Consider the following 14,972-nt stretch of genomic DNA (forward strand, 5'->3'; position numbering starts at 1 on the left):
TCTTACTATGTAATTCCTTTTTAAACCACACGTCTTACCGCAAGAATCGTGGTATACGCTGCGTTGCTGCTGATCTTGATACCGTCGCGCTCATTGCTTGCGTGTACGATTGCACCGCCGCCGATGTAGATGGCTACGTGGCCGCTGTAGCAGATAATATCGCCCGGCTGAGCCTCGGCATAAGATACACCGCGTCCTACACCACGCAGTGCACTGGAGGAATGCGGAAGGTCGTATCCGAAGTGTGCGTAAACGCTCATGATAAAACCAGAGCAGTCAGCTCCGTTGGTAAGGCTTGTGCCGCCCCATACGTATGGATTTCCAATAAACTGTGTTGCATAGGATACGATGGCACTTCCGGTTGCGCTTCCGGTGCTGCTGGAGCTGCTGGAATCATCCGAGCTGCTGGTATCGCTGGACGAAGAATCATCGTAAGAGCTTCCTCCGTTAGACGGTGTTGTTGTCGTGGTGGAGCTTCCTGTGCTGGACGGTGTGTTGTCTGCCGTTGTTGCATTATTTGCAGCACTGCTTGCGGCTGCTTCTGCCTGTCTTGCAGCTTCTGCCTGGCGCGCTGCCTCGGCTGCTTCTGCTGCCTGACGTGCCTCTTCTGCTTTTCTTGCTTCCTCAGCGGCTTTCGCTGCTTCTTCGGCTGCAATCTCTTCCTGAATCTGCTGGATCTTTGCGTTCTGTTCTGCCAGGACTGCGTTGTACTGTGCAGCCATGTCATTCAGGTCTGCAATCTGGTTCTCGTAGTCATCGGAAACGGCTTTCTTCTGCTCGAGCATTTCCTCGAGGGACTGCTGCTGTGCTTCCTGCTCTGCCTCGCTGGCTTCCAGGTCTGCTTTCTCGTCTGCGAGCTGATTGCTGTAATCCGTTACCTGCTGTACCAGATCCATGTACTCCTGCAGGCACTCTCTGTCGTATTTGTATAATTTCTGGGTGTACTCAGCCTGGTTCAGGATGCTGCTTAAATCTTTTCCTTCCAGAATCAGTGCTGCCCAGCCGTTGTCTCCGCCGCTTTCATAGAGGAATTTGATACGTTTTTTCATCTGCTCGTACTGCTCGTCCTCTTCTGCCTGTGCGTCACTTAATTTTTTCTGAGTATCTTCAATCTCAGTCTGTTTCTCTGCAATTTCATTTTTCAGATTTTCAACGGATGCCATGGTTACGACAAGCTGTGCGTCCAGGTCATCAATCTCGCCGGTAATCTGATTCTTTTTAGTTTCCAGATCGTCGATTTCTGCTTTTGCGTTGTCAAGCTGTGCGCTGGTCTCGGCCTGTGCTGCCTGCTGCTGCTGTAACTTCTCCTGTTTGGAGGCGCTTACTGTCATTACCTGAGCTGCACTTACGATCACTGCTAAACTTAAGGCAAGAAATTTTTTTCTCATTCTTTCACTCCCAAATTGATTCGTTGTATGTAGGATTTCTGTTTCCAGTTTTACCTGTTTCTTAGAAATTCAATTATTCTGTAACAATTTTGAAATATTTTTCCCAATTCTTTTACATAATATCACAATTCACAAATGGATGCAAGGAAAAATATCCCGCCTTTTTGTAAACAATTCGTGAACAGTAACGATACATGTTATTTTACCTTCTGTACACTCACACAACTCAATTTGTATTGATCCGGCGAGGAAAGCGCATCGCCGTCGGGGATTGAAAAGTCCTCTGCGGAGAATTTCGCACAGAGTGCCCGGTACTGATCCTCTGTAAAAGACGGCACCGCATCCTGATTCCATTCCAGACTGATTTCCTGATCGGTCACGCCGCGCGTTACAATTTTCCCGCCTTCAAAATCCTTTTGTTTCATTTCTTTTAACGCATTGTAAACTGCAGTTCCATAATCCAGACGTACTTTCAACACGGCATTGGCGTACTCCTCCACGCCGCCGTTTGCGATCAGTGCTCCGCCTGCCGCAGATGCTGCTGCGCCAAGTACATTCTGATACGATGCACCGTCCGAGAAGAGAATCTGTCCGCTCTCACCGTACCAGCTTTTGATTTTTTCCAAATACGACGGTGATACGCTGCTGCTTTTCCGATACGTATAATCCAGCGTGATGCTGTTTTCTCCAAGTCCCAGATCCGCAGCGGCCGCCTCTGCACCGAGTGCATAACCTGTCCCGTACTTTGTTCCGTTCTCTTCGTTTTTCTGTCCGATATAGCCCAGGTGCGTGTAGCCGGCCTGTACTGCCGCATATCCTGCCAGGTAGCCGGCCTCTGATGCATCAATTTCCAGGCTTTCTGTATTTCCGCGGAGACGGCTGCGGCCGCTCTCACTGACCGGTTCTGCCTCCAGCAGCAGAAAACGGACATCCTTCCAGTCGCGCTGTGCATCGTAAACGGCGCGGCTCATGCTCGTTCCGGCACAGACGATAACGGATGCTCCCTTCTGCGCCGCCTCTTTGATGGTGTTTTCATAGTCCTCTGTTGTCCGTCCTGCCGGAACACTTGCTTCATATTTCAGACCGCTCTCGTCTCCATACTGCGCAAGACCGTTCCATGCTGACTGATACACGGCATCGGAAGCTACCTCACTGCCGTCGGTTACCAGCACCAGATCCACTGGTTCCGTCTTTTCTTTTCCGCAGCCGCCCAGCAGCAGCAACGACACTACGCCAAGACAGAGCGCCCATTTCCAGCTCTTTCGCATGTTTACTCCCCTTGTATTTTTATTTTCCAGATTTTTTCTTTTGTATTTCTGATCTGCGTCTTTCACGCACCTTCTAGTATAGACAATTCCAGCGCAAAAAGAAAGAGAGAATACACGAACTACAAAGTTTTTTTGTATTCTCTCTTATTTTTTATAGAAGATATTTTACTGGAACAGATCGTTCAGGATTTCTGCCGGTTTCTTCCTGCGGTAGCCTTCACTGTCACTTAAGATACTGCTGCTCCAGGTGAAATGATTCACACCGGTCAGATAGGACCGGTCAAGAACTTTTACACCATACCGCTCATACGCAACCGGATAATACATTTTCATGTATTCATTTGCCAGCTCAATAGCTTCACTGTTAATGCTTCCTGTCGAAGAAACGGTTCCGCCAAGCTGAATATACGGCGGTGTCGCATGAATGACAACCACGCTGCCGTCCGAGCACTGGCCAATGACAATCCAGACATGACCGCTCTTGCTGACCACATCACCCGGCGTAAATTTCTGGGACGTATCGCCTGTCACGCAGGTTCCCCAGCCTTTTCTTGCAAAGTAGGCCGGCATTCCAGTGGAGGTTGTCGTTGCATACTCTTTCGTCACCTGATGTGCGGTCCATCCGACATAGCCGGAACAGTCAAGACCTTTTCCGTACTCATACAGATGATCGGAATAGTTGTAGGTGGAATTCTGTGTATTGAAGAATTGTTTCCACTGCGCATTGACGCCGTAACTCTCTGCCTCTGCGTCTGTGTGGCCGCCTCCCCAGATATACAGGGTGTTTCCAAGCGGAAGCAGTGCATTTTTCAGAAAGTTCCGTACGGTGCGGACACCGATCTGCGCGGACGGTTCAAATCCGTCCGGACTCTGTACCAGCTTGCCGTCCTCATCGAACACATACGTTTTTCCGTCGATCACCTGTTTTCCGGTTATCATGCCGCCCCAGCTTCGGAAATAGTATGTATTTCCGCCAATCGACTGCCAGCCGATTGCCATTTTCGAGTCAGATCCAAGGTAATAGAGGTTATTATCATAGGTAATAAACGCATTCTTGTACATGCCGCCCCAGCTTCTCGGATAATAATAGTTATAATCCCAGTATACCCAGCCGCTTGTCGCCATAACGCCGTTTTTGTCTACATAATAATAGTTTCCGTCGTACTGAAACAGCTCGTCATCTCTTCTGGTTCCATTGGCGTTGATCCAGTAATACGTTCCGTCCAGAAGCAGCCAGCCCGTATGGCTTGTGCCGTCCTCATCGAAATAATATGTTTTTCCGCCGTTCTGCACCCAGCCGGTGGCAAATGTTCCATCTGAATTGGCATAGTATGTTTTACCGCCGATGGTAAATGTCTGATCATGGTACAGACCGCCCCAGCTCTGGAATGCGTATTTTGTTCCGCCGATGGTATGAATTCCGGTGTACATGCCGCCCCAGCTTCGGAAATAGTAGCGGTTTTTGTCGTAGGTGATCCATTCAGACGATGCCATCGTACCGTCTTCTTTCATCCAGTACCAGTTGTTGTCATATTTCACCCAGCCGGTCTGAAGCGACGTATCCTTGTTGATCCAGTAATACGTTCCGTTGGTCAGATACCAGCCCTCTTTTGTAATCTGCTCGCCGTCTTCCAGGAAATAGTATTTCTTTCCATTGATATCGCAGACACCTGTATAGAAGGTTCCGTCATCCTTTGCCCAGTATTTCTTTCCCTGCCAGGTAAAAGATTCGTTATGGTAAACGCCGCCCCAGCTGTGGAAATAATATCTTGTTCCGTCAACCTCTTTCATTCCGGTGTACATCACACCGTCACCGTCAAAATAGTATCGGTTGTTGTCATACGTGATCCATTCAGATGCAGCACGTGTGCCGTCCGCTTTCAGCCAGTACCATTTGCCTTCCAGCTTCAGCCAGCCGGTCTGAACAGAACCATCCTGATTAATCCAGTAAGTCTGATCTCCCAGCTGAACCCAGCCGGTCTGGCTGGCATGATAGATCGATCCGTCATTCTGCGCTATGTAGGTTTTCCCTTTTACGGTAAAGAAGGTGTTTCGATATACACCACCCCAGCTCCTGAAATAATACTCGTTTCCTCCGATGCTCTGGAAACCGTTTTTATAAATGCCGCCCCAGCTCCGGAAGTAATACAGATTGTTGTTGATTTCTTTCCAGCCGGATGTCATCATGACACCATTATCATCAAACCAGTACCAGTTATCATCGTACAGCAGCCAGCCGGTCTGCAGGACGCCGTCTTCTCTTACCCAATAATATGATGTGCCTTTTTTCAGCCAGCCTTTTTGTGTGATCTGCGCTCCCGTAGTATCATCAAATGCGCAGAGATCACCATGTCCATTCATTGTTCTGACTATTCCACGGGCAACGATACCATTTTCCTGTACATAGTACATTTTTCCGCTGATGCTGAGATACACATTTCTCTGAATGCCGCCCCAGCTCTGGAAATAATAAAGGTTTCCATCTACTTCCTGAAAACCATTTTTATAGATTGCTCCGTCTCCCTTGGCATAATAAAGATTATTATCGTATGTGAACCAGCTGTTTTCTGCCATGCGGCCGTTCCGGTCCGGATCCAGCCAGTACCAGTTTCCATTCCGGTAAAGCCATCCTGTTTTCAGCTGTCCGTTCTCATAAAAATACCAGCCGCCGTCGCCTGCCTTAACCCAGCCATTCTGACTGTCCCGCACAGCAGCAACGCTGTCCTGTGAAGCCTGTGTCTGCGTTTCACTCTGCATCCCGCTCTGCTGATCCTCTGTCTCCACAGACTGGTCCATCACCGTGCTGCTCCCCACAGCACTCGCGGAAACAGTCGTCGGGTGTACGCTGAGCATCAGCACCATAAAAAGTGTACCGCCCAGAAGACTTCTCAATTTTTTCTTCGATGTCATTGGTAAGTAACTCCCTTACTATATTATATCTGCTTTTCTCTCTATGTTATCATTAGAAATTATATTATCTTTTGTAATATTTTGCAATAAAAACGTAAAAAAAGAGACATTCACGAAGGAATGTCTCTTTTTTCTGTGTTTTATTTCATGCTTTATTCTGTCTTTTCAAGACAATATCCTGTGTTATTAGAACAGTCCTGTAATCTTTCCAGTAGCGTCTACATCGATACGCTCTGCTGCCGGAACTTTCGGCAGACCTGGCATGGTCATGATGTCACCGGTCAGGGCTACGATGAAGCCTGCACCTGCGGAGATTTTCAGGTTACGTACGGTAACTTCGAATCCGGTCGGTGCGCCGAGTTTGGTCTGATCATCGGTCAGGCTGTACTGGGTTTTTGCCATACAGATCGGGCAGTTGCCAAATCCGAGAGCCTCTAACTGTTTTGCCTGTTTCTGTGCATTTGCGGTCAGGACAACTCTGCTTCCACCGTAGATCTTCTGAACGATGGCGTTCAGTTTCTCTTCGATGGAGCCTTCCAGATCGTATGCATAGGTGAAATCGTTCGGCTGCTCGCAAAGACGGACAACTTCTTCTGCCAGGGCTACGCCGCCCTCGCCGCCTTTTGCCCATACCTCGGACAGAACAACGTTGACGCCGAGCTCTTTACATTTCTCCTCAACCAGCTTCAGTTCTGCTTCGGTATCGGTCGGGAATGCATTGATTGCAACAACGCAAGGCAGTTTGTATACGTTTGTGATATTGCTTACATGTTTCAGAAGGTTTGGCATACCTTTTTCCAGAGCTTCCAGGTTTTCGCCGTTCAGTTCTGCTTTTGGAACGCCGCCGTTGTATTTCAGGGCACGAACAGTTGCTACGACAACAACTGCGTTTGGTTTCATACCTGCCATACGGCATTTGATGTCGAGGAATTTCTCAGCACCAAGGTCAGCGCCGAAGCCTGCCTCTGTAACGGTGTAATCTGCTAATTTCAGGCACATTTTGGTTGCAGTTACAGAGTTGCAGCCATGTGCGATGTTTGCGAACGGTCCGCCGTGAACGATAGCCGGTGTTCCTTCCAGTGTCTGTACCAGGTTTGGTTTCAGAGCATCTTTTAAGAGAGCTGCCATAGCGCCTTCTGCATGCAGATCACCTGCTGTTACCGGTTTCTGTTCGGATACTTTTCCATAGGTATATCCGATGATAATCTTGGAAAGTCTTTCTTTCAGATCCGTAATATCGCTTGCCAGACAAAGAACTGCCATAACCTCAGATGCTACCGTAATGTCATAGCCGTCTTCTCTTGGCATTCCGTTTGTTCTTCCGCCAAGTCCGTCTACAACGCTGCGAAGCTGACGGTCATTCATATCTACACATCGTTTCCAGGTGATCTTTCTCGGATCGATGTTCAGTGCATTGCCCTGGAAAATGTGGTTGTCGATCATAGCAGCCAGCAGGTTGTTCGCTGCGCCGATCGCATGGAAATCACCGGTGAAGTGAAGGTTGATATCCTCCATCGGAACGACCTGTGCGTATCCGCCGCCTGCTGCTCCGCCTTTTACACCGAAGACCGGTCCAAGGGATGGCTCACGAAGTGCAACCATTGCCTTTTTGCCGATTCTGGAAAGTCCGTCTACCAGACCTACGGATGTTGTTGTTTTTCCTTCTCCTGCAGGTGTCGGGTTGATGGCTGTAACAAGGATCAGTTTTCCATCCTCCGCATTTGTTTCTTTTAACAGGTTGTAATCAATTTTGGCTTTGTATTTTCCGTACTGCTCCAGATATTTGTCATCGATACCTGCTTTTTCTGCGATCGCTGTGATCGGCTGCATGGTACACTCCTGTGCAATCTCAATGTCTGATTTGTAACCCATTGTTTTCAAATCCCCTTTCTTTTTCCGCTTTGTCCGCCGATTGATAGTCGTATTTTACCATGTTTTGTGCAATCATTCAATTGATAATTATTTATTTCACAATCTTTATACGTTTTGTACAAAAAATTGCAGAAAATTCCGCCAAAAGGCGGATCGGCTGCCCGAATGTAAAAAAAGAAGAATCTCAGACTTTTCTCTGTCTGAAATTCTTCTTTTTTATCATGCACTGCAAGTTTCAGGAGTACTGCGACTCATCCACCTCATACGGCTCATCGCACGGGCCGACGAGGAAACGGCAGCTGCCTGTCTTGGAGAAATAGTACCATTTTCCATCGATCAGTTTCCAGCCCTGTACGGCATAGCCATCGGCATCGATGTAATACTTCTGTTCCGTGTCGCTCTGATAGCGGTGCGGGTTGTTGGTAACCCACTCGCCTTTGGCGTATCGGTCTTCCTCCGCAATATAGAATTTCCATCCATTCTCATCTTTGGTCCAGACCGGATTCAGGTTCTCTTCCATTTTCTCAAAGAATTTGGATTTCTGGGAGAGCGCGTCGTTCAGTTCTTCGTAGCCCATCTGCTCCGCGAGGGTCTGCTCGCCGGAAAACAGGTTGGTGCCAAGGCCAAGACGGTCGCCTTCGATGGTGACGCCCATGCTCGCAAGGGTAGTCGGGAACATGTCCATCGTCGTGAAGGTTCTGTTTTTCTCCTGCTGCGGCTGCACGGCAGAATTGATGATTACATTATAAACAGTTCTCTGGAAATCTGCGTCGATGTTTTCACAGAAATCTGCGTCCATGGTCGGATGATCGCCGGAGATCACGATCGTTGTGTTATCGTAGAAATCCTGCTGCTGGATCCAGGAAACAAATTCCGTAACCTGTTTGCTCGAGCAATGCAGAACCATTCCATACTGATTGTCGCCATCGTTTTCCTCATCACAGAGTTCGCACGGATATCCATCCTCGAAATGAGTATCGGCAGTCAGCATCGTGAAGTTGAACGGTTCGCCTTCTGCTGCAATCTGGGTCAGACGGTCTTTGGCGAAGGCGAAGAGTTTTTCGTCCTCATAGCCCCACCATTCGTAGTAGTCTTCCGGGATCAGGCCCTGCTCCTGTGCCCAGTTGTAATCGTCGATCTCGTAATCGCCGTGCTCTTTGAAGTAGTTTTCACGGCCTCCGAAGGCGCCGATGGAACCAATGAAGAAGTACTGCTTGTAGCCTTCATCCGCAAGGACATCTCCGAGTGTGTTGATCTCCGGGAAGAAGCTTTCCTGGTATGCCATCTCATTTCGGCCGATGCCGGTGTTCAGCGGCAAACCGGAAGTCTGTGCAAAGATTCCGCCGATCGTCCAGGTCGTGTAAACGCTGGAATGGCCGCCTCCGAGAAGATCAGAGTTGGAAAAGCTGACGTTATCCGCGGCAAGCTGAGTCAGTTCCGGAATATAGTTCTTGTCAAAAGCACCGCCGTTGGCTTTATCTGCGTAAGTGCTTTCCATGGATTCCAGATAAATATAAATCAGGTTTCGTTTCTGCTCCGGGAATGTCATCCTGGCGCGCGCCGGATCTACGTAGTTGTCTTCCACAATCGTGTTGTAGGTACTCTGATTATTCAGATAATTTTTGATGTCAAGCGCTGCCCAGACGTCGTTGATTGAATACGCAATGCTTGCGATGCCGGCCACGATACAGGTCAGACCAAATGCCAGGTGTGCCATCTGCTTTTTCCGCAGAAAAATGCTCACCAGAACGAGGGCCACAAGTGCGATCACTGCCAGAAGTGCACACGAGCGGACATAGCTCATCAGCAGATCATGGCTTGTTCCGGCAATGGGTGCCTTCAGCTGATAGGCAAGCTCTTCCATATTAAGGTTCGGCCAGGTTTTCCGCATCCAGCGCTCCGACGTAAAAAGCAGAACGCCAAGTGTTCCGATCAGTACCGCGAGCACGGTAAGCACGATGCATCCTGCCTTTTTCCATTTACTTTGTTTCATGTTCATGCCTCCAAAACTTCCTTTAAAGCTTTCATCTTACATTTTCTTTACAAATACTTTACATATTATAACAAACCCTCCCTTAAAAAGATAGAAATTTTTTCTAAAATCTTGTATAAAATCAAAACCAGATAACACAGCAAAAGCCGCCCTGACGCTGCGGATTTCTTCGCAGCGCCGGGCGGCTCTTATCTCTGTTCGGGAAAGCCTTACTATCAGCTTGCCTTGTTCTTTCTCTGTTTGATGACCTTCAGTCGTGTGAACTCCTCGCGCTCCTTCTCCTCCAGTGCGTCCGCGATATCCTTGGACAGCTGGGTGTAATGCGGAATCGTGATATTCTTCAGCGCATTTGCACGCTTCTGTGTCTTCTTGATTGCCGCCGCAAGACGGTAGGCTGAGTTCTCAATCATGGAAAGTTTTAAGGTCAGGTCTTTTACTTTTTCAAAAGCCTGCCTTGCCTGATCCAGCGACTCCTTTGTGCTGTAGTAAGCATACGTCGGCGCCTGGCCGGACGGGTCGGCTTCTACCAGCGGGATCTCCACGCCCATGATACTTCTCGTCTTGATCCGGATAGATTCCTCCACCGGAACGGTATAGGACACGGTCTGTACGTTGGTGATACCGATTTCCATGTTCGCAATCTGCAGTGCCGCATAAGCCTCGCGGAATGTCACATCGATCTGACGCTGAATGTCTTTTGCCTCATCGATCAGGCCCATGAGCTCGCGGATCAGAATATTCCGCTTCTTGTCCATCAGCTCGTAACCCATGTGGGCAAGTTTCAGAGAGTTCTTTGCAAGAATCAGGTTTCCCTTGGTAGGAAAGGTATTCGGGTCCATTCCGATCTCACTCCTCTCGCTTACTCATTCATGGCATCGGCTTCTGCCTTTGCTTTTGCTACTGCATCAATGGTGGTCGGATGATAATACTGATCCAGAACCTTGGTGTTGACACGGTCGAGCTCTTCTCTCGGAAGCAGTCCAAGAAGCTCCCATGCCTTATTCAGCGTATCTTCCATGGAACGGTTTTCATCCATTCCCTGGCCGATGAATTCATGCTCGAATTCATTACCGAATACCAGGTACTGTTTATCGATCGGAGAAAGCTCATCCTCACCGATAACGGATGCCAGGGAACGCGCATCTCCTACCTTTGCATAGCAGGAGAACAGCTGGTTCGCTACGTCCTGATGATCGGCTCTTGTGTAGCCCTCACCGATACCGTCCTTCATCAGACGGGAAAGACTCGGCAGCACGCTGATTGGCGGGTAAATAGACTGGCCGTGAAGCTGGCGGTCCAGTACGATCTGACCCTCGGTGATGTAACCGGTCAGGTCAGGGATCGGGTGCGTGATATCATCGTTTGGCATGGTCAGGATCGGAATCTGTGTTACGGATCCCTCTACGCCCTGTACGATTCCGGCGCGCTCATACAGCGTAGCCAGCTCACTGTACAGGTATCCAGGATAACCTTTACGGGAAGGAATCTCTCCACGGGAGGAGGAAACCTCACGCATAGCCTCGCAGAAGGATGTGATATCGGTCAGGATAACCAGGATATGCATGCCTTTCTCGAATGCAAGGTACTCGGCAGCTGTCAGTGCTACCTTCGGGGTGATCAGACGCTCTACAACCGGGTCGTTTGCCAGGTTCAGGAACATAACAACGTGGTCAGATACACCGCTTTCCTCAAAGGTCCGGCGGAAGAACTCTGCTACGTCGTATTTAACACCCATAGCGGCAAATACGATTGCAAACTTCTCATCGGAATCTCCAAGGGATGCCTGCTGTACGATCTGTGCTGCCAGCTGGTCGTGCGGAAGTCCGTTTCCGGAGAAGATCGGCAGCTTCTGTCCACGAATCAGGGTGGTCAGACCGTCGATTGCAGAAATACCGGTATGGATATAGTTTCTTGGGTATTTACGGGTAACCGGGTTCAGCGGCAGGCCGTTGACGTTTCTTCTTACCTCTGCGTCAATCGGTCCCATGCGGTCGATCGGTTTTCCGATACCGTCGAAGGTACGTCCAAGGATTTCTTCGGAAAGTCCGATCTCCATAGGATGTCCGGTCAGACGGGTATGGGTATTGGTAAGAGACATGCTCGAGGTTCCCTCAAATACCTGAATAACGGCTTTGTCTTCGTATACAGCAACGATACGTCCCAGTTTTTTCTCATTGCCGTCTACGGTAAATTCTACGATTTCCTCGTAGGAAGCATTTTTTACACCTTCCAGAACAACCAGAGGGCCATTGACCTCACTAAGGCCTAAATATTCAATTGCCATGATGAATTCCCTCCTTAACCATTCTTCTCGAGTACCTTATCGTAGAAGGTGTCGATATCTTTTTTGTATGTGTCAAACAGATCCAGACGGTCATTCGGTACATCGTATTTAATAGAAACGACGCGGTCGAAGATCTTGTCCTCTTTCAGTACGGACATTGGCATGCCCATCGTCACGAGCGCTTTGGATTTCTTGTACAGATAAAGAATAACTTCCATCATCTTGTACTGTTTTTCCAAGGATACGCAGGTGTCATCTGGATGGAATGCGTTCTGCTGCAGGAAGCCCAGTCGAATAACTCTGGCGATTTCCAGGGTCAGCTTCTGGTCATCCGGAAGAACATCGCTACCGATCAGTTTTACAATTTCCATCAGGGAGCTCTCGGAGTTCAGGATTCCCATTAACTGGTTCCGCATATCTACAAAGTTTTTGTTTACGTGATCTTTGTACCACGGCGACAGATCCTGCAGGTATTCACTGTAGCTGGTCAGCCAGTGGATCGCCGGGAAATGACGGGCGTAAGCCAGAGATTTGTCCAGTCCCCAGAAGCAGCGGACGAAACGTTTGGTGTTCATGGTAACAGGCTCGGAGAAGTCACCACCCTGCGGAGATACAGCTCCGATGATGGATACGCTTCCCTCTGCGCCGCAAAGGGTCTGCATCATGCCGGCACGCTCATAGAAAGCGGACAGACGGGATGCCAGATATGCCGGGAAACCTTCCTCGGCAGGCATTTCCTCCAGACGGCCGGACAGCTCACGGAGTGCCTCTGCCCAACGGGATGTGGAGTCTGCCATGATTGCTACATCATAGCCCATATCGCGGTAATACTCAGCCAGTGTCAGTCCGGAATACAGAGATGCCTCACGGGCTGCAACAGGCATGTTGGATGTGTTGGCGATCAGGGTAGTACGGTCCATCAGCGGGTTGCCGCTCTTCGGGTCGATCAGTTCCTGGAACTCCTCCAGAACCTGTGTCATCTCGTTTCCACGCTCTCCACATCCGATATAGATGATGATATCGGCATCAGACCATTTTGCGATCTGGTGCTGGGTCATGGTTTTTCCGGTACCGAATCCGCCAGGGATGGCTGCTGTGCCGCCTTTTGCGATCGGGAACATCGTATCCAGGATACGCTGTCCTGTGATCAGCGGAACGGATGCCGGATATCTTTTCAGGGTTGGACGCGGTACACGGATCGGCCATTTCTGTGCCAGTGTGATCTCTTTTTCGGTGCCGTCCTCCAGCTTCAGTTTTACAATCGGGTCAAGGATGGTGTACTTTCCGTCTTTGGCGGTCCAGATAACCGTGCCGTTGACATCCGGCGGAACCATCGATTTGTGTACGATGGAACGAGTCTCCTGTGTCTCTGCAATGATTGCGCCGCCCATCAGCTCTTCGCCTTCCGAAACAGTTACATGGACATCCCATTTTTTCTCTGTATCCAGAGAATCTACGGTAAGGCCGCGGCTGATGTATTTACCGGACTGCTTTGCAATCTCGGACAGCGGACGCTCAATACCGTCAAAAATGTTGTTCAGGATTCCAGGTCCCAGTGTAACAGAGAGGGCATCTCCGGATGCGGTAACTGTTTCGCCTGGTTTCAGTCCTGTGGTTTCCTCGAAAACCTGTACTGTAGTGGTATCCTTTGTCAGGGCAATAACCTCGCCGACCAGACGTTCTTTACCAACGTAAACCATCTCGGACATTTTAAATCCGGTGTTTCCTTTCAGATATACGACCGGACCGTTGATTCCATAGATAACTCCGGTTTTATTCATGCTCTACACCTCCGTGAAAGATGAAATTCTCCCGCTCTTCGTTCAGAAGGGTCTCGAAGGAATTATCGATCAGAATATTTTTCTCCGGAATGACCGCGCGCACGCCGCCAAGGAACGGCATGGCCGAAATGGTAAGGGTTACGGAGAGTTTCTGCTCCAGGGAAGCCTTATGAGCTTCGTCTGACGGATCCAGATATAAGGTCAGTTTGTCATTTCCGGCAAACGTAACGGCTTCGCGGATTTTGCGCTCCAGATACTCCTCATAGGATGGATCCTTTTTATAAGCGGTAAGTTTTTCACGAACTTCTTTAAACAGTTTTTCTTTTAATTCCAGATTTTTACGGGACAGCTTCCGTCTGATATGAAGCTGATCCGCAGACAGTGTCTTATTGACATCACGTTTTGCTTTCTCGGTCTCGGCAGCAACTTCTTCTTCTGCCTGACGTCTTGCGGTTGCTTTATGCTCCTCGAAGATCTTATCCAGAGCTTTCTGGTGATCGCCGATCACACGTTCTGCTTCACGGTTTGCACTGTCCAGGGAATGATTATAAAAATTCTGAAGTTTTTCCTCAGTAGTCAATGTGTGTCACCTCCAGGGCATTCTTACAGTTTTAATCCAATAGATTCATTTACAAAGGAAGTGATAAAGTCCGGCGCTCTTCCGGTACCGTGACGGTCCGGAATTTCAATGAGCAGCGGAAGCTTATGGTTGAGGCGGACATCCTCCAGAATGTCCGGGAATTCCTTCCCGAACTTTTCTGTAAGGAGAATAATTCCGATCTCTTTGTCTGCCAGTGTTTTCTGCAGTGTATCATAAAGCTCCTCGCGCTCATGAACGACAACGCCTTCCACTCCGGCCAGGCGCATGCCCGTCTGAGTGTCTACGTTATCACTGATCAAGAACATTTTCATTTATGATTCCTCCAACTTAAGGTGAAGATCAATACCTTCCGGTTTTGGAATCAAAGTTTACCAAGAATCATGAAGGAGATGATCAGACCATACAGAGCGATACCTTCGGCCATAGCTACGAAGATCATGGATTTACCAAAGATGCTGCCGTCTTCGCTGATTGCTCCAAGAGCTGCGCTTGCGGAAGATGCAACGGCGATACCGGAACCAATACCGGAAAGACCTGTAACAAGAGCTGCACCGATGTAACCAAGACCGGTTGCAAGACCAGCGCCTGCTTCTGTTGCAGCAGATGCAGTTGTTGCGCCTGCGAAGGAAACAACGGTTGCGATCAGCAGAAGGCCGAAGAAGCCGCTTACATTGGCTGCCAGAGATTTTTTGTAACGATTTTTGTTGTGCTCACCTTTGAAGTAATAAGTCATAGGAACAACGATGGTTAATACCATTGCGATTGCAGTAAGTACCTGTACAAATGCTGAGTTCATAATAGTTTTCCTCCTGAAGTTAATTCATTAAATTTACTCTTTGCTGCGATCCGGAGCCATTTTCACTTTTTCCCGATAC

The 14,972-nt window shown here is 48.9% G+C and carries 11 protein-coding genes; all 11 read right to left on the reverse strand.

What is annotated here, in order from left to right; translation table 11 throughout:
• Positions 1–20: 20 nt before the first annotated feature.
• Positions 21–1,388, reverse strand: coding sequence for a C40 family peptidase (locus I2G42_RS13025; RefSeq protein WP_022461678.1), 1,368 nt, complete (start codon positions 1,386–1,388; stop codon positions 21–23).
• A 197-nt stretch (positions 1,389–1,585) separates the two neighbouring features.
• The gene (locus tag I2G42_RS13030; protein WP_022461679.1) at positions 1,586–2,656 is read right to left on the reverse strand and encodes a BMP family ABC transporter substrate-binding protein; all 1,071 of its coding nucleotides are present in this window, start codon (positions 2,654–2,656) and stop codon (positions 1,586–1,588) included.
• Positions 2,657–2,821: 165 nt separating this feature from the next.
• Positions 2,822–5,566, reverse strand: a complete 2,745-nt coding sequence (locus I2G42_RS13035) for a hypothetical protein (protein WP_195531136.1) — start codon at positions 5,564–5,566, stop codon at positions 2,822–2,824.
• Positions 5,567–5,752: 186 nt separating this feature from the next.
• Entirely contained in the window at positions 5,753–7,438 is a 1,686-nt protein-coding gene (locus I2G42_RS13040; protein WP_055228534.1) for a formate--tetrahydrofolate ligase, read from the reverse strand.
• Between the two features lie 235 nt (positions 7,439–7,673).
• Positions 7,674–9,431: a sulfatase-like hydrolase/transferase gene (locus I2G42_RS13045; protein ID WP_243277187.1), complete on the reverse strand. Its 1,758-nt coding sequence runs from the start codon at positions 9,429–9,431 to the stop codon at positions 7,674–7,676.
• Positions 9,432–9,646: 215 nt separating this feature from the next.
• Entirely contained in the window at positions 9,647–10,270 is a 624-nt protein-coding gene (locus I2G42_RS13050; protein WP_055228535.1) for a V-type ATP synthase subunit D, read from the reverse strand.
• 20 nt (positions 10,271–10,290) lie between these two features.
• Positions 10,291–11,715, reverse strand: a complete 1,425-nt coding sequence (locus I2G42_RS13055) for a V-type ATP synthase subunit B (RefSeq protein WP_022461684.1) — start codon at positions 11,713–11,715, stop codon at positions 10,291–10,293.
• A gap of 14 nt (positions 11,716–11,729) precedes the next feature.
• A complete protein-coding gene (locus tag I2G42_RS13060; protein WP_055228536.1) occupies positions 11,730–13,496 on the reverse strand; it encodes a V-type ATP synthase subunit A in 1,767 nt (588 codons plus the stop codon).
• Positions 13,489–14,076, reverse strand: coding sequence for a V-type ATP synthase subunit E (locus I2G42_RS13065; protein ID WP_055220230.1), 588 nt, complete (start codon positions 14,074–14,076; stop codon positions 13,489–13,491). The genes I2G42_RS13060 and I2G42_RS13065 overlap by 8 nt, the downstream gene beginning before the upstream one ends.
• A 23-nt stretch (positions 14,077–14,099) precedes the next feature.
• Entirely contained in the window at positions 14,100–14,408 is a 309-nt protein-coding gene (locus I2G42_RS13070; RefSeq protein WP_055220228.1) for a V-type ATP synthase subunit F, read from the reverse strand.
• A gap of 50 nt (positions 14,409–14,458) precedes the next feature.
• Complete coding sequence (locus tag I2G42_RS13075; RefSeq protein WP_022461688.1) at positions 14,459–14,893, reverse strand: ATP synthase subunit C; 435 nt, start codon at positions 14,891–14,893, stop codon at positions 14,459–14,461.
• Between the last annotated feature and the right edge of the window lie 79 nt (positions 14,894–14,972).

The sequence above is a fragment of the Fusicatenibacter saccharivorans genome (assembly GCF_015557635.1).
GTDB classification, from domain to species: Bacteria; Bacillota; Clostridia; order Lachnospirales; family Lachnospiraceae; genus Fusicatenibacter; species Fusicatenibacter saccharivorans.